14 protein-coding genes are annotated in these 14842 nt (G+C 66.3%); 7 read left to right on the forward strand and 7 right to left on the reverse strand.

Going from position 1 to position 14842, the window contains the following annotated elements; all coding sequences use genetic code 11:
* Nucleotides 1-80 precede the first annotated feature (80 nt).
* From eutC to eat, 3 genes are read right to left on the reverse strand one after another with little or no spacing between them, the layout of a single operon-like run.
* Entirely contained in the window at nt 81-872 is a 792-nt protein-coding gene (gene eutC, locus J2X92_RS13550) for an ethanolamine ammonia-lyase subunit EutC (protein ID WP_307576401.1), read from the reverse strand.
* A complete protein-coding gene (locus J2X92_RS13555; protein WP_307576403.1) occupies nt 869-2263 on the reverse strand; it encodes an ethanolamine ammonia-lyase subunit EutB in 1395 nt (464 codons plus the stop codon). Before J2X92_RS13555 ends, eutC begins: the two co-directional genes overlap by 4 nt.
* A gap of 7 nt (nt 2264-2270) precedes the next feature.
* Complete coding sequence (eat, locus tag J2X92_RS13560) at nt 2271-3692, reverse strand: ethanolamine permease (protein ID WP_307576404.1); 1422 nt, start codon at nt 3690-3692, stop codon at nt 2271-2273.
* 132 nt (nt 3693-3824) lie between these two features.
* Between eat and J2X92_RS13565 the strand changes: the two genes are divergently transcribed.
* On the forward strand, nt 3825-4226 hold the full coding sequence (locus J2X92_RS13565; RefSeq protein ID WP_200934342.1) for an FKBP-type peptidyl-prolyl cis-trans isomerase: 402 nt from the start codon (nt 3825-3827) through the stop codon (nt 4224-4226).
* Between the two features lie 24 nt (nt 4227-4250).
* Here J2X92_RS13565 and J2X92_RS13570 read toward each other — a convergent pair whose 3' ends face one another.
* From J2X92_RS13570 to J2X92_RS13580, 3 genes are all read right to left on the reverse strand, one after another.
* Entirely contained in the window at nt 4251-5849 is a 1599-nt protein-coding gene (locus J2X92_RS13570; protein ID WP_307576405.1) for a glucan biosynthesis protein, read from the reverse strand.
* A gap of 255 nt (nt 5850-6104) precedes the next feature.
* Nucleotides 6105-6950: a class I SAM-dependent methyltransferase gene (locus J2X92_RS13575; RefSeq protein WP_307576406.1), complete on the reverse strand. Its 846-nt coding sequence runs from the start codon at nt 6948-6950 to the stop codon at nt 6105-6107.
* A gap of 124 nt (nt 6951-7074) precedes the next feature.
* Nucleotides 7075-8583, reverse strand: a complete 1509-nt coding sequence (locus tag J2X92_RS13580) for a CoA-acylating methylmalonate-semialdehyde dehydrogenase (protein WP_307576407.1) — start codon at nt 8581-8583, stop codon at nt 7075-7077.
* Between the two features lie 103 nt (nt 8584-8686).
* On the opposite strand from J2X92_RS13580, the gene J2X92_RS13585 reads away from it, so the two are divergent.
* Complete coding sequence (locus J2X92_RS13585; protein WP_307576409.1) at nt 8687-9631, forward strand: LysR family transcriptional regulator; 945 nt, start codon at nt 8687-8689, stop codon at nt 9629-9631.
* A 57-nt stretch (nt 9632-9688) separates the two neighbouring features.
* The gene (locus tag J2X92_RS13590; RefSeq protein ID WP_307576410.1) at nt 9689-10249 is read left to right on the forward strand and encodes an NADPH-dependent FMN reductase; all 561 of its coding nucleotides are present in this window, start codon (nt 9689-9691) and stop codon (nt 10247-10249) included.
* A gap of 13 nt (nt 10250-10262) precedes the next feature.
* Here J2X92_RS13590 and J2X92_RS13595 read toward each other — a convergent pair whose 3' ends face one another.
* Nucleotides 10263-11174: a LysR family transcriptional regulator gene (locus J2X92_RS13595; RefSeq protein WP_307576411.1), complete on the reverse strand. Its 912-nt coding sequence runs from the start codon at nt 11172-11174 to the stop codon at nt 10263-10265.
* A 112-nt stretch (nt 11175-11286) separates the two neighbouring features.
* Here J2X92_RS13595 and J2X92_RS13600 point away from each other — a divergent pair, with 112 nt between their 5' ends.
* From J2X92_RS13600 to J2X92_RS13615, 4 genes are read left to right on the forward strand one after another with little or no spacing between them, the layout of a single operon-like run.
* Complete coding sequence (locus J2X92_RS13600; RefSeq protein WP_307576413.1) at nt 11287-12462, forward strand: CaiB/BaiF CoA transferase family protein; 1176 nt, start codon at nt 11287-11289, stop codon at nt 12460-12462.
* Entirely contained in the window at nt 12459-13442 is a 984-nt protein-coding gene (locus J2X92_RS13605; protein ID WP_307576415.1) for a hydroxymethylglutaryl-CoA lyase, read from the forward strand. Before J2X92_RS13600 ends, J2X92_RS13605 begins: the two co-directional genes overlap by 4 nt.
* Nucleotides 13439-13819 carry a VOC family protein gene (locus J2X92_RS13610; RefSeq protein ID WP_307576416.1) on the forward strand — a complete coding sequence of 127 codons (381 nt, stop codon included), beginning with the start codon at nt 13439-13441 and terminating at the stop codon, nt 13817-13819. The genes J2X92_RS13605 and J2X92_RS13610 overlap by 4 nt, the downstream gene beginning before the upstream one ends.
* 45 nt (nt 13820-13864) lie before the next feature.
* The gene (locus J2X92_RS13615; RefSeq protein WP_307576417.1) at nt 13865-14842 is read left to right on the forward strand and encodes a Bug family tripartite tricarboxylate transporter substrate binding protein; all 978 of its coding nucleotides are present in this window, start codon (nt 13865-13867) and stop codon (nt 14840-14842) included.

Genomic DNA, 14842 nt, shown 5'->3' on the forward strand with positions numbered 1-14842 from the left:
CCGCTTCTTGGCATCAATAAAATTGCTATTAAACGGGTTAATAACCATTCTATTGACTAATTCCGCGAAAGGAAAGCCAGCTACCCTGGCAAGGAGGACGCCGGGCGGCCCGTCTCGAGCACCGCGAGATCGCTCTCGTCCTTGAGCTCGACGCCGGTCAGCCCCCTTTGCAGTGCCTCCCGCATCAGCCAAGCCAGCTTGAACGCGGCGGCTTCGCAGGGCAGGCCTTCGGGGCGCACGTTGGAGATGCAGTTGCGCTCGGCATCGTGCCGGCCACGCTTGGGCGAATGGGTCAGGTAGATGCCGAGGCTGTCGGGCGAGCTGAGCCCCGGGCGTTCGCCGATCAGCATGACCGAGAGAGCGGCGCCGAACAGTTCGCCCACCTCGTCGGCCAACGCTACACGCGCCTGCGTGGCGATGACGACGGGGGCAAAGCGCGTCTCGGCCGGCAGATGCGAGCGCAGCGCAGCCAGCAGGGGTGCGGCATGGCGTGCCACGGCCAGCGAGGACAGGCCATCGCTGATGACGAGGCAGACGTCGCAACCGGGGCTCCCAATCGCTCGCAGGCGCTCCGCGTCGGCGGGGTCGAGTTGGCGGCCAAGGTCGGGGCGCCGCAGGTAAGTAGTGCGGTCCTCGGCGCGGCTGCGCGCCCGCATCACCTGCCAATTCTGTGCTTGCAGCGCGGCCTCGAGCGCGTCGACGTCGAGTGCCGCATGAATGGCGTCGCGCGCCATGGCATGCGCCCAGCCGAAGCGCAGCGTCTCGTCGGTCGGCATGCCCGCACCGGCGCGGCCCAGCGCCAGCCGTGCGGGAGTGGCCGCACGCCACTGCGCCCAAGGGTTCGGCGTGACGGGGTTGTTGTCGCTGCTCATTGCCCGAGTGCGGTCAGCCCGCTCATGTCCGCCAGCAGGCGGTTGGCCGAGGGCGGCGCAAGCTGCCCCGCCGCACCGGTGATCTGCATGCGCTGCAGCCAGGCCTCGAATTCGGGTGCGCGCTTCAGGCCCAGCGTCTGCCGCAAGAACAGCGCGTCGTGGAACGAGGTGCTCTGGTAGTTGAGCATCACGTCGTCGGCGCCCGGGACGCCCATGATGAAGTTGATGCCCGCGGTGCCGAGCAGCACGAGCAGGTTGTCCATGTCGTCTTGGTCGGCTTCGGCATGGTTGGTGTAGCAGATGTCGCAACCGAGGGGCAGGCCCAGCAGCTTGCCGCAGCAGTGGTCTTCGAGCCCGGCACGGATGATCTGCTTGCCGTCGAAAAGATATTCGGGCCCGATGAAGCCGACTACGGTGTTGATGAGCAGCGGCTTGTAGCGGCGGGCCAGCGCATAGGCGCGTACCTCGCAGGTCTGCTGGTCGACACCGAAGTTGGCGTTCGCCGACAGCGCGCTACCCTGGCCGGTCTCGAAATACATGACGTTGTTGCCAACGGTGCCCCGGTTCAGTGCCAGCGCCGCGGCATAGGCCTCGTCGAGCAGCTCGGGCGTGATGCCGAAAGAGAGGTTTGCCTTTTCGGTGCCCGCGATCGACTGAAACACCAGGTCGATCGGCGCGCCCGCTTCGGCGAGCTTGAGCGTGTTGGTCACGTGCGTGAGCACGCAGCTTTGCGTGGGAATCTCGAAGCGCTGGATCACTTCGTCCAGCATGTGCAGCAGCCGGCCCAGCACCTGCATGCTGTCTGACACCGGGTTGAGGCCGATCACCGCGTCGCCCGCGCCATAGAGCAGCCCGTCGAGCGTGGAGGCCGCCACGCCGCGCAGATCGTCGGTCGGGTGGTTGGGCTGCAGGCGCACGGCCAAGTGGCCGGGCAGGCCGATGGTGTCGCGAAACCGCGTGACCACACTGCACTTTTTGGCGACCGACACGAGGTCCTGGTTGCGCATGAGCTTGGACACGGCCGCCACCATTTCGGGCGTAAGGCCAGGCGCCAGCGCCGTCAGCGTCTCGGTAGTGGCCTGCTCCGACAGCAGCCAGTTGCGGAAGTCGCCCACCGTGAGGTGCGACACCGGCGCAAAAGCCTGTGCGTCGTGGCTGTCGATGATGAGGCGCGTGATGTTGTCGCTCTCGTAGGGAATCAGCGCTTCCGTCAGGAACTGCTTGAGCGGCGTCTCGGCCAGCACGTGGCGCGCCGCCATGCGCTGCTGCGCCGTGGCCGCACCGATCTCCGCGAGGTAGTCGCCCGAGCGCGCCGGGCTGGCCACGGCCATGACCTGCTTCAGGTCGTCGAAGGCGAAGACCTGGCCGGCGATGGTGGTGCGATAGCGCATCGTTCTTTCAGGCGACCGGAGGCGAGGAAAGCATCTCGTCAGGCGCCGCCGCCTTGCGTTGTGCAGAGGTCAAGAGAAAGTAGCCGTAGGCGGCCGCCATCAGCACCAGGAACAGCAGCGTGAGCATGGCGTTGAACCACACCATGGCGCCGAGGCAGACCACGCCGAGCCCGAGCGCAATGGCCGGAAACACCGGATAGAACGGCGCGCGGTAGGTGCGCAGCAGGTCGGGCTCGCTCCTGCGCAGCTTGAAGAGCGCCGCCATCGAGATCAGGTACATCACGATGGCGCCGAGAACCGCCATGGTCACGATGTTGGCGGTGAGCGTCTGGCCGCCGAACTGCACCCATTCGTCGCTGAAGATGGCCACCACGCCGATCACGCCGCCGGCCAGCAAGGCGCGATGCGGTGTGTCGAAGCGCGGGCTCAGGCCCGCGAAGTAGCGCGGCAGGTAGCCCGCGCGCGCCAGCGCGAAGATCTGGCGCGAGTAGCCCATGATGATGCCGTGGAACGAGGCAATCAGCCCGAAGAGGCCGATCCACACCAGCATGTGCAGCCAGCCGCTGTTGTCGCCCACCACGGCCTTCATGGCCTGCGGCAGCGGGTCGTTGATGTTGGCGAGCTTGCGCCAGTCGCCCACGCCGCCGGCGAAGATCATCACGCCGAAGGCCAGCACCACCAGCGTGATGATGCCCGTGGTGTAGGCGATGGGAATGGTGCGGTGCGGATCGCGCGCTTCCTCCGCCGCCATGGCCGCGCCCTCGATGGCCAGGAAGAACCAGATCGCGAAGGGGATCGATGCGAAGATGCCCGAAATGGCCGCGCCGTTGAGCACGTTGCCGCCGGCCCAACCGTTGGCGACGAAGTTGGCCATCGACCAGCCCGGCGTGACCACGCCCATGAACACGAACAGCTCGAAGATCGCGAGCACCGTCACGAAGAGTTCGAACGCCGCCGCAATGCCCACCCCGATCCAGTTGAGCCCGATGAAGATCATGTAGGCACCCAGCGCGAACCACTTCGGGTTGATGCCGGGGAACTGCACGTTGAGGTACGCGCCGATTGCGAGCGCAATCGCCGGCGGTGCAAATACGAACTCGACCAGCGTCGCAAAGCCCGCCACGAAGCCGCCGGTCGGCCCGAAGGCGCGTCGTGCATAGGCAAAGGGGCCGCCCGCATGCGGAATGGCGGTGGACAGCTCGGTGAAGCTGAAGATGAAGGTGGTGTACATCGTGGCCACCAGCACCGTGGCGACCAGGAAGCCGAGCGTGCCGGCCGTGTTCCAGCCGTAGCTCCAACCAAAGTACTCACCCGATATGACCAGGCCCACCGCAATGCCCCAGAGCTGGACCGGGCCGAGCACTTTCTTCAGGTGACCGGTGCCGGCCGGAGCAGCGATGGCGGCCGGTGTCGCTTCGATGGACTGCATGGGGCTTCCTCTCTTTTGGCGGATGTTGACAGTGCACATGCAGCAAAGCAAGGGCTGTTCCACCGCTGGCCATAATCATGCTTTCCCCCATTCTTCCGAGGTATTCCAGTGAAGTCCTTTTCTTCTTCGTCGATCTTCTGCGCTGCTTTCTTGTCCGTGTGCGCCGTGTCCACCGCGTGGGCTCAGTCCGCGCCCGTCACCACGCCAAGCGGCCTCGTCTACCAGTCGCTGAAAGAGGGCACCGGCGCATCGCCTGCGGCGACCGACGTGGTCAAGGTGCACTACCGCGGCACCTTCCCCGACAGCGGCAAGGAATTCGACAGCTCCTACAGCCGCGGCGAGCCGACCGAGTTTCCGCTCAACGGCGTGATCCCTTGCTGGACCGAGGGCGTGCAGAAGATGAAGCCGGGCGGCAAGGCCAAGCTGACCTGCCCGCCGGCCATTGCCTACGGTGCGCGCGGCGCGGGCGGGGTGATTCCGCCGAACGCCACGCTCAACTTCGAAGTCGAGCTGGTGTCCGTCAAGAAGCGCTGATCGCCCAGCGTGTCCGAGTGAAGCTCAACCTGGCTGGTACTGGAACAGCCAGGTTTCAGTGAGCGTCTTGTCACCGGTCTTCAGGTAGAGCCGCATGTCGATGGGCTCGTTGCCTTCGGGCGTGAAGTCGAACTGCGCGCGCCAGTGGCCGGGCACGCCGTTGGGCACGGCTTCGGCAAAGACATAGGAGAACTTGCCGCGCGGCGCAGTCAGCACCAGCTCTGGCTTCACGCCGAAGGGCACGGTGGTGAGCGGCTGGCCGATGAATTCGACCATGAATTTGCGCACGCCCGGCGGGCGCGGCTGGCCCGGCTGCCCGCCGCGCCCGATGCGCGTGGCCACGCACCGTGCGAGCGGCGAGGGAAAGGGCTCTTGGTCGGTCCAGTGCAGGCGGTATTGCAGGCTGTAGCTCGCGCCCGCCTTCGCATCGGCCTTGGGCACCCAGAAGGCGACGATGTTGTCGTGGATCTCGTCGTCGGTCGGAATCTCGATCAGCTGCACCGAGCCTTCGCCCCAGTCGCCCAGCGGCTCGATCCAGAGGCTGGGGCGTTTCTCGTAATTGACGCCGTCCTGGTAGTGGTCGAAGGCCCGGTCGCGCTGCAGCAAACCGAAGCCGCGCGGCCGTGTATCGGCAAAGGCCGAGGCGCGCGTTTGCGTGGGGTTGTTGAGCGGGCGCCAGATGCGCTCGCCCGCGCCGTTCCAGATCGCGAGGCCATCGGAGTCGTGCACCTCCGGCCGCCAATCGATGGCGGTGGGCTTGATGGTTTCCGAATACCAGTACATCGAAGTGAGCGGCACCAGCCCGAGGCGCGACACGTCGCGGCGCAGGAACAGGCGCGCGTCGATGTCCATGATCACGGCCTTGCCGCGCTGCATCACGAACTTGAACACGCCCGTGACGCTCGGCCCCTCGAGCAGCGCGTACACCGTCATCGAGGTGGTGTTGTTGGCGGCCGGCGTTTCGAAGTAGTAGCGCGTGAAGGTCGGAAACTCTTCAGGCTTGTCGGGCACCGCCACGTCGAGCGCAAGGCCGCGTGCCGACAGGCCGTACTGGTACAGCTCGCCGATGGCGCGGAAGTACGAGGCGCCGAGGAACGCGACCCAGTCGTTCTTCTGCCAGTCGAGCTTGCCCTGGTCGCCGAGGCGGCTCTCCTGCAGGCGGAAGCCCGCAAAGCCCGCGCCGGGCGGCAGGGCGCGCGCAGGGCTGTCGGGCGGCATGGAGAAATAAGAGGGGCTATAGAGCACCTCGCGCGCAAAGGCATCGCCGTCGGAGTTCTCGAGCACGTGCATGCGCACCGGCGTTTGGAAGAAGCGGCCGAGGTGAAAGAAGGTGACGGGAAAGGCGCCGGGACCATCGCGAAAGAGCGCGTTGGCGGGGTCGAACTTGATCTTGCCATGGGCGTCGTAGTCGATGCGCTCCAGCACGTCGGGCGCGAGCGGCGCGGCGGCGGCATACGGCTGCGAAGCCAGGCGCTTGGCCTGTGCCACGAGGCGGTCGAAAGAGAAGGGCGAAGGCTGGCTCAGCTGCAGGCCATTGGCGGCCAACGCTTCTTCAGGCAGTCCAAGGGCGGCGAGTGCGGCGGCGGCACCACCTGCGGCAAGGAAGGATCGGCGATCAAGCATGTGTTTCTTGAGGGTTGCGAGTTCTTGGAAATACGTTGGAAAAATGCAAGCAATGGACGGGGACAACGCGGCATTTGGTGGAGGGTGCCGGTCGCTTGCTTCAGAAGAAAACTATCCTAGCGCAGCCCGCGCCAGGATTTCCGCGGCTGGGAGCGCCGAGCATGCCTTGGCTGAAGGCCGGTTCGCGTCAGCCAACCTGCGCTGCCCGAGCCGGACAAGGCCGGGAATTGAGTCTTGGACGGGAAATTTGTGCGTTTATGTATCGGCCTCGTCTGTCGCGCGCAGCGCATAGACGGCATAGAGCGACACGCCAAGCAGCATCAAGATGAGCGGCGCGAACAAGGTGTAGGGCAGGCCGAAACCTTCCAGCACCCGGTAGCTCGAGTCGAGGTGCAGGCGCGGATGGCCTTGCGTCAACTCGGCGGCGCTGCGCAGGCCCCATCGAAACTCCGCGCCGGTGGCCCGCACCGACGGATGCTGTGCCGCGCGGCCCACCCCGAGCCAGCACATCGCATCGAAGGCCAGCACCGAGCCTGCTGGCGCGCGCTCATTGAAGGTCGCGAGCACGGCCTGCACCTGCGGCGGCTCCAGATACATCAGCACGCCTTCGGCAAACAGGAACACCGGCTGCCCTTCGCGCTTGCGCGGCAGGTCGAGGTGGTCCCACCAATGCGGCGAAGTGAGGTCGAGCGCGCGCGCATCGTGGCGCGTATTGGTGTCGGGAATGAGATCGCGGCGCAGCGCGAGCACCTCGGGCAGGTCCGCATCGGTCATGCGGCACTTTCCGTCATCCAGCCATTGAAAGTAATGGCTGAGCCCGCATCCCATGTTCACCACGCGTGCGCCGGGGTGCTGCTTGAGGAACTCTTGCGCCAGGCTGCGAAAGCGCCGCGTGCGGTTCAGGATGCCGTAGATGGTCGTCCGGTCTTCGGGAAGGGCCTGCCCGTCGTCGCGGATCTTTTCGAGGATGGATGCGGCATAGGCGTCCCGTACTGCCAGTTGCGGAAACATCGCATCGCCCGATGCGCGCGCGGCGAGGGGAATCCGAAGTGTGGAAGGAACGGCCGACAGGCTTCGCGCGGGCTTCTTGTTTGTTGTCATGGACGCTGGCACAGGGGCATGCGCAAGTCTGGCTGCTCCCCGGCCGGGGGGCAAGTCAGCTTTTCGTTAACCCTGAATGCGTCCATGTTCTTTGGCGGCGCTCGCCGCCACCAGGAATCGCCGCCTACTTCGCGGTCGGCATCACGAACTCGGCACCCTTGCCGATGCTCTCGGGCCAGCGCTGCATGATCGACTTCTGCTTGGTGTAGAAGCGCACGCCTTCCTCGCCGTAGGCATGCATGTCGCCGAAGAGCGAACGCTTCCAGCCGCCGAAGCCGTGCCAGGCCATCGGCACCGGGATCGGCACGTTGATGCCGACCATGCCCACCTGGATGCGGCGGCTGAACTCGCGCGCCACGTTGCCGTCGCGCGTGAAGCAGCTCACGCCGTTGCCGAACTCGTGGTCGTTGACCAGGTCGACCGCGTCCTTGAAGTTGGCCACGCGCACGCAAGAGAGCACGGGGCCGAAGATCTCTTCCTTGTAGATGCGCATCTCGGGCGTGACATGGTCGAACAGCGTGCCGCCCATCCAGAAGCCGTCGCCGCAGCCGGCGCCGGCCTTGCTGCCGTCGAACTGGCGGCCGTCGACCAGCAGCTTTGCGCCTTCCTTCTCGCCCTGGGCAATGTAGCCCGTGATGCGTTCGTGCGCCGCGCGCGTGACGATCGGGCCCATCTCGGCCGCAAGGTTCTCGCCGTCGAGCACCTGGAGCGTCTTCGTGCGTTCGACGAGCTTGGGAATGATCTTGTCGGCCACGTCGCCCACCAGCACCGCCACGCTGATGGCCATGCAGCGTTCGCCGGCCGAGCCGTAGCCGGCGCCGATCAGCGCATCCACCGTCTGGTCGATGTCGGCATCGGGCATGACCACCATGTGGTTCTTCGCGCCGCCGAGCGCCTGCACGCGCTTGCCATTGCGCGCGCCGGTTTCATAGATGTAGTTGGCAATGGGCGTGGAGCCGACGAAGCTCACGGCCTTGACGTCGGGGTGCTCGAGCAGCGCGTCGACCGCGGCCTTGTCGCCCTGAACCACGTTGAACACGCCATCGGGGAGGCCCGCTTCCTTGAGCAGCTCGGCCATGCGCAGCGAAGGGGTCGGGTCGGTCGGGCTGGGCTTGAGAATGAAGGTGTTGCCGGCGGCAATGGCCACCGGGAACATCCACATCGGCACCATCACCGGAAAGTTGAAGGGCGTGATGCCCGCTACCACGCCGAGCGGCTGACGCAGCGTCCAGTTGTCGATGCCGGTGGAAACCTGGTCGGTGAAGTCGCCCTTGAGCAGCTGCGGAATGCCGCAGGCGAACTCGACGATGTCGATGCCGCGAGAGACCTCGCCCTGTGCGTCGGTGAACACCTTGCCGTGCTCGGCGGTGATCATGTGCGCCAGCTCGTCCTTGTGCAGGTTGAGCAGCTCCAGAAACTTGAACATCACGCGGGCTCGGCGGATCGGCGGCGTGTCGGCCCACTTGGGAAAGGCGGCCTGCGCGGCGGCCACAGCGGCATCGACATCGGCCTGGGCGGCGAGCACCACCTTGCCCGTGACCTTGCCGGTCGCTGGGTTGGTGACGTCCTGCGTGCGGGTGGAGCCGCCGGCGGCGTGTTGGCCGCCGATGAAATGGGCAATCTGCTGGGTCATTGGGTCCGCCAAGAATGAAGTGAGGCGTAGTCTAGAAAAGTGAAGGGCGGCTGCCTAGACCCGGAAGTTGAACTGTTTGTTCGCTATGGTGAACAATCCAGCCATGGATCTGCAAAAAGCCGAATCTCTTTGGGCCCACCTGCACTGGCTGATCGTGCTCGGCCAGCAGGGCAGCTATACCGCCGCCGCGGCGCGCCTGGGCGTGAGCAAGGCCGCCATGAGCCAGCGCATTGCCGAGCTGGAGCGGGCGGTGGGCGTCACCCTCGTGCGCCGCACCACCCGCAGCATGCGGCTGACTGAGGCCGGGCAGCAGCTGGTCGATCAGACCCGCGACCCTTTCGAGCAGATCGCCCACAGCTTCCTGCAGGCGCAGGACCAGGCCGGCGAACCGCGCGGCCTGATACGCGTCACCGCGCCGGTCGCGCTGGGGCGGCAGCAGTTGCTGCCCCGGCTGGCCGACTTTCTTCTGGCGCATCCGTCTATCCGCGTCGAGATGGAGCTCTCCGACCGGCTGAGTTCGCTCGCCACAGAGGGCTTCGACCTCGCGGTGCGGCACGCGGCTTCACCGCCCGACACGCACGTGGCCTGGCGGCTTTGCGACACCAGATCGGTGCTTGTGGCCAGCCGTGCTTACCTGCGCCGCAAGGGCACGCCGCTGGCGCCGCCCATGCTGGCCGACCACGACTGCCTGCACTATCCGCGCGGGCAGGAAACCAATGTCTGGTCGTTCGAGCGTCGCTCGGGTCGCACGCGCCTTGGCGAACGGGTCACCGTGCCCATTGCCGGTCCGCTGGCGGCAAACAACAGCGAGGCATTGCGCGATGCGGCCCAGGCCGGGCTTGGCATCGCGCTGCTGCCCGACTTCAGCGCTCAGTCTGCGCTGCAGGCAGGCAAGCTGGTCGAAGTGCTGCCCGACTGGCAACCGACGGGCGCCTTCGCGGACCAGATCTACGCCATACGCCCATACTCGCTGCACATTCCGCGCGCGGTGAACCTGTTCGTGAGCCACTTGAGGGACACTCTCAAGGCCGGATTCCAATTGCCGTAGCGCCAGGCGCCCCGGCTCCACTTAACACACGCGAACGAATACAGGACAAGGAAAGCAATGAGCACACTCGACATCGTCGGCCTCTGCGGCAGCCTTCGAAGCGGTTCCATCAACCGCGCGGCACTGAATCTCGCCGGTTCGCTGATGCCTGATTCCATGCGCATGGAGGTCGTCGAATGGCGCGAGGTGCCGCCGTTCGACGCCGACCTGCTGGCCCACGGATACCCCGCGCCGGTGCAGGCGCTGCGCGAACGGATCCGCCGCGCCGACGCGCTGCTGATTGCCACGCCCGAATACAACTTCTCGATCCCCGGCGTGTTCAAGAACGTGATCGATTGGGTCAGCCGCGGCGAAGACCAGCCTTTCGCGAACAAGCCCGTGGCCATTCTCTCGGCCACGCCGGGCCCGCTGGGCGGCGCGCGCGTTCAGTACGACCTGCGCCGCGTGATGCTGTTCGTGAACGCCATGGTGCTGGTCAAGCCCGAGATCTTCATCGGCGGTGCGGGCGGCAAGTTCGATGCACAAGGAAACTGCACCGACGAGACCACCCGCAAGTTCGTCGGCGACCAGATGAAGTCGTTCGAGAAGTGGATCGGCTCGGTGAAGCGGATGGCCTGACCCAGGCTTCGCTTCAGGTCGACGACGCGAGCAGCTGCGCCACCAGCAGCTGCGCCGCTGGCGACAGAGTCTCGCCAGTCTTGGTGGCCATCAGCAGCCGGCGAACGGCCCAGGCGTCCTTGAGCCGCACCACCTTCAGGTCGAGCGCGCTCACCTGTGCCTTGCAGGCTGCAAGCGGCACCACACCAATGCCGAGGTTGGCCGCGATCATGTTGCACATCGCATCGAAGCTGCGCACCTGCACGCGCAGGCGCATCGGAATGCCGGCCTGCTCGGCCGCGCGCGAGGTGAGTTCGAGCAGCGAGCTGCTGCGGTTCAAGCCCACGAACTCGTGCGCGAGGCAGGTCTTGAAAGCCGTCCGGCGCGTGCGCGCAAGCGGGTGCTGCCGGGCGCACAGCACCACCAGCTCGTCGGTCTGGAACGGCGCCACGTCCAGCCCGTAGGCCGGCGTGTTCTCGGCGAACACGCCCACGTCGGCCAGGCCGTCGACCAGCGCGCGCACGATGTCGCCGCTCAACTGCTCTTCGACCTCGATGCGGATGTCCGGGTGCTGTCCGAGAAAGGTCGCCAGCGTGGCAGGCAGGAACTCGGTCAGCGCCGACATGTTGGCCCACAGCCGCACGTGTCCGCGCACCCCGCTCGAGTAATCGCCAAGCTCGTTGCTGAACTGCTCGAAGCCCTGGAAGAGCCGCATCGCATGCTGCATCGCCACGTGGCCGGCGGGCGTGAGAGCGATGCCTTGCGAGCTACGTTCGAGCAGCCTCGATCCGGTTGCCGCCTCGAAGTCCGACAGCCGCCGGCTCGCCGCCGAGAGCGCCAGATGGCAGGCCTCCGCGCCCTTGGTGATGCTGCCCGACTGGGCCACGGCGCAGAAGAGGCGCAGCGTGACGAAGTCGATGCGGGCGGGGTTGATGGAGACGGCCATCCACCCATTCTAGAAAGCCTTCGCGTTTTGCGAAGGCCCCCTGCGATCAAAGCAATTCCGATCTTCGTTCTTCGTTCATAGAGTTGAGGCATTCCACAGGAGACATGCAGACATGAACGCACTCGAAGGCCTCAAGGTACTGGAGCTCGGCCAGCTCATTGCCGGGCCGTTCGCCGGCAAGACGCTGGCGGAGTTCGGCGCCGACGTGATCAAGGTCGAGCCCGCGGGCGTGGGCGACCCACTCCGCAAGTGGCGGCTGCTGCGCGAAGGCACCTCGGTGTGGTGGGAGGTGCAGTCGCGCAACAAGCGCTCGGTGTGCCTGGACCTGCGCAGCGCCGAAGGCCAGGAGGCGGTGCGCGCGCTGGCGCTCGAGGCCGACGTGCTGATCGAGAACTTCAAACCCGGCACGCTCGAAGGCTGGGGCCTGGGTTGGGAGCAGCTGCACGCGCTCAACCCCCGGCTCATCATGCTGCGCATCTCGGGCTATGGGCAGACGGGCCCCTACCGCGACAAGCCGGGCTTCGGCGTTCTCGGCGAATCGATGGGTGGGCTGCGCTACCTGAGCGGCGAACCGGGGCGGGTGCCGGTGCGCGTGGGCGTTTCGCTCGGCGACACGTTGGCCGCGCTGCATGGCGTGATCGGCGTGCTGACGGCGCTGCACCACCGCACGGCGCATGGCGGGCAAGGGCAGTTCATCGACGTGGCGCTCTACGAGTCTGTCTTCAATGTGATGGAAAGCTTGCTGCCCGAGTACGACGCGTTCGGCGCGGTGCGTGAGCGGGCTGGCAGTGCGCTGCCGGGCATCGCACCCACCAATGCCTACAAGTGCAATGACGGACATTACGTGCTGGTGGCCGGCAACGGCGACAGCATCTTCCGCCGGTTGATGCGGGCCATCGAGCGCACGGACCTGGAGAACGACCCGGAGCTGGTGCACAACGATGGCCGCGTGCGGCGCGTGGAAGAGATCGACGCCGCCATCGAGGCCTGGACGCTGCAGCGCAGCCGCGACGAGGTGCTGGCGGTGCTCGATGCGGCCGGCGTGCCGGTCGGGCGCATCTACACGGTGGCCGACATCGCCACCGATCCGCAATACCTGGCGCGGCAGATGATTGTCGAGGCGACCACCGCCGATGGAGAAACGCTCAAGGTGCCCGGCGTCGTGCCCAAGCTCAGCGCCACGCCGGGACGCATCGCGCATCCCGCGCCGCGGCTCGGCGAACACACCGGCGACCTGCGGGGCGCGGGCTGGCCGGTGCGCCGCGCCCAGGAAAGAGAGGCCGTATGAAAGAAGGCAAGGGCAAGCGGCTCTTCATCAACGAAGTTGCCACGCGCGACGGCTTCCAGATGGAAAGCCGCTTCATTCCGACCGACGACAAGATCGCGCTTGTCGACCGTCTGAGCATGCTGGGCTACGCGAAGATCGAGGTGACCTCGTTCACTTCGGCCAAGGCGATACCGGCGCTGCGCGACGGCGAAGAGGTGATGCAGCGCATCGCCCGCCGCCCCGGCGTGGTCTACACCGCGCTGGTGCCGAACCTGCGCGGAGCCGAGCGTGCGTTGGAGAGCCGCATCGGCGAATTCAACATCGTCATGTCGGTGAGCGAAACCCACAACCTCAGCAACCTGCGCATGACGCGCGAGCAGTCTTTCGCGCAGCTGGCCGAAGTCATCGCGCTGGCCAGGCAGGCCGGCGTGCCCGTGAACGTCTCGCTCTCATGCGTGTTCGGCTGCCCGATGGAAGGCGAAGTGCCGCTGGCCGCGGTGCTGGAATGGATCGACCGTTTCGCGGCGCTTCAGGTGCAGGGCATCACGCTGTGCGACACCACGGGCATGGCGTTTCCCACGCAGGTGCAGGCCCTCTGCGAGACGGTGATGGCAAGGCACCCCGGCCTGCAATGGACGGCGCACTTTCACAACACGCGCGGCATGGGGCTGGCGAACACGGTGGCCGCGGTCGAGGCGGGCATCGAGCGGCTCGACATGTCGCTGGGTGGCATCGGCGGCTGCCCCTATGCGCCCGGCGCCACCGGCAACGTGGCCACCGAAGACGTGGTGCACATGCTGCAATGCATGGGCTACGACACCGGCATGGATCTCGAAGGCCTGATCGGCGCCGCGTCGGAGCTCGAAGCCCTGGTGCAGCACGACTTGCCGAGCCAGGTTTTCCGTGCCGGGCATCGGCTCACGCGGCATGCGCCGCCGGCGGATTTCAACGACATCGCGGCGCGTGCACATGCGCGCCGCGGCAAGGAGCTGCACCCATGATCGACCATCTGGACCACCTGGTTCTCACCACCACCGACGAAGAGGCTTGTACCCGCTTCTATGTCGATGTGATGGGCATGGCGCTGGAGACTTTCGGCACCAGCCGCAAGGCCTTCCGCTTCGGCAACCAGAAGATCAACCTGCACGTGAAGGGCCACGAGTTCGAGCCCAAGGCACAGCTGCCGACGCCGGGCTCGCTGGACCTGTGCTTCATTGCGAGCGTGCCGCTCGAGGACGTGATCGCGCGGCTGAAGGGCAAGGGCGTGCCCATCCTCGAAGGCCCGGTGATGCGAACCGGCGCCACGTCGCGCATCCGCTCGGTCTATGTGCGCGACCCCGACCTGAATCTCATCGAGATATCCGAGCTGGTGTCCTGAACGCCGCCGGAAAGACCGCACCCTCAAAAATATCGGAGACAAACCATGAAAACCACTCATCGCATTCTGGCCACTGCAAGCCTTGGCCTCGCACTGGCCGCCTCCGCAGCCGGTGCCGACACCTGGCCCTCAAAGCCGATCACCTTCATCGTCCCCACCGCACCCGCGGGGTCCACCGACATCATGGCGCGCATGGTGGCCGACCCGCTTCAGCGGGCCTTGGGCCAGCCCATCGTGGTCGACAACAAGCCCGGTGCCAGCGGCAACATCGGCACCGAGGCGGTGGCGCGCGCGGCGCCGGATGGCTACACGCTGCTGATGCAGTATTCGGGCTACCACGTTGGCAACCCCGCGCTCTTTCCGCAGATCAAGTGGAGCCCGACCAAGGACTTCGTGCCCGTGGCGCTGGTGATGCGCGCACCGCACGTCGTCGCAGTGAGCGGCAAGCTGCCGGTCAACTCGATGAAGGAGCTGATCGAATACGGCAAGAAGAAAAAAGAGGGCGGCCTGTTCTACGCCTCGTCCGGCAACGGCTCCATCCAGCACATCGCGGGCGAGCTGCTGTCGCGGCAAGCGAAGCAACCGATGACGCACGTGCCCTATAAGGGCTCCGGCCCGGCCATCAACGACCTGATCGCGGGCAACGTCGACATGTTCATCACCACGCCGCCCTCGGTCATCGGCCACTTCGCGGGCGGGCGCATCAAGCCGCTGGCATACACCGGCAGCAAGCGCCATCCATCGATGCCCGACGTGCCGACCGCCGCCGAAGCGGGGCTGCCGGGCTACGAGGTGGAATCGTGGTTTGCGGTGTTCGCACCGGCCAAGACGCCGCCGGACGTCGTCGCCAAGCTCAGTGCAGAGATCAAGAAGATCGTCGAGAGCGAGCCGTTCCGCAAGAAGGTGGACGAGCAGGGCGCCTTCGCCACCTACATGGACCCGGCTGCATTGGGCAAGTTCGTCGACCAGGAGCTGGCGGCCTGGGCGAAGGTGATCAAGGCGGCGGATATCAAGCCTGACTGA

The organism is Variovorax paradoxus (assembly GCF_030811855.1).
Lineage (GTDB): Bacteria > Pseudomonadota > Gammaproteobacteria > Burkholderiales > Burkholderiaceae_C > Variovorax > Variovorax paradoxus_L.

Coding starts and splice junctions, on each gene's coding strand:
- J2X92_RS13600 (WP_307576413.1), top strand. CDS start 11,287: ATGAACGCACTCGAAGGCCTCAAGGTACTGGAGCTCGGCCAGCTCATT.
- J2X92_RS13570 (WP_307576405.1), bottom strand. CDS start 5,849: ATGCTTGATCGCCGATCCTTCCTTGCCGCAGGTGGTGCCGCCGCCGCA.
- eutC (WP_307576401.1), bottom strand. CDS start 872: ATGAGCAGCGACAACAACCCCGTCACGCCGAACCCTTGGGCGCAGTGG.
- eat (WP_307576404.1), bottom strand. CDS start 3,692: ATGCAGTCCATCGAAGCGACACCGGCCGCCATCGCTGCTCCGGCCGGC.
- J2X92_RS13610 (WP_307576416.1), top strand. CDS start 13,439: ATGATCGACCATCTGGACCACCTGGTTCTCACCACCACCGACGAAGAG.
- J2X92_RS13555 (WP_307576403.1), bottom strand. CDS start 2,263: ATGCGCTATCGCACCACCATCGCCGGCCAGGTCTTCGCCTTCGACGAC.
- J2X92_RS13595 (WP_307576411.1), bottom strand. CDS start 11,174: ATGGCCGTCTCCATCAACCCCGCCCGCATCGACTTCGTCACGCTGCGC.
- J2X92_RS13615 (WP_307576417.1), top strand. CDS start 13,865: ATGAAAACCACTCATCGCATTCTGGCCACTGCAAGCCTTGGCCTCGCA.
- J2X92_RS13580 (WP_307576407.1), bottom strand. CDS start 8,583: ATGACCCAGCAGATTGCCCATTTCATCGGCGGCCAACACGCCGCCGGC.
- J2X92_RS13585 (WP_307576409.1), top strand. CDS start 8,687: ATGGATCTGCAAAAAGCCGAATCTCTTTGGGCCCACCTGCACTGGCTG.
- J2X92_RS13575 (WP_307576406.1), bottom strand. CDS start 6,950: ATGACAACAAACAAGAAGCCCGCGCGAAGCCTGTCGGCCGTTCCTTCC.
- J2X92_RS13590 (WP_307576410.1), top strand. CDS start 9,689: ATGAGCACACTCGACATCGTCGGCCTCTGCGGCAGCCTTCGAAGCGGT.
- J2X92_RS13605 (WP_307576415.1), top strand. CDS start 12,459: ATGAAAGAAGGCAAGGGCAAGCGGCTCTTCATCAACGAAGTTGCCACG.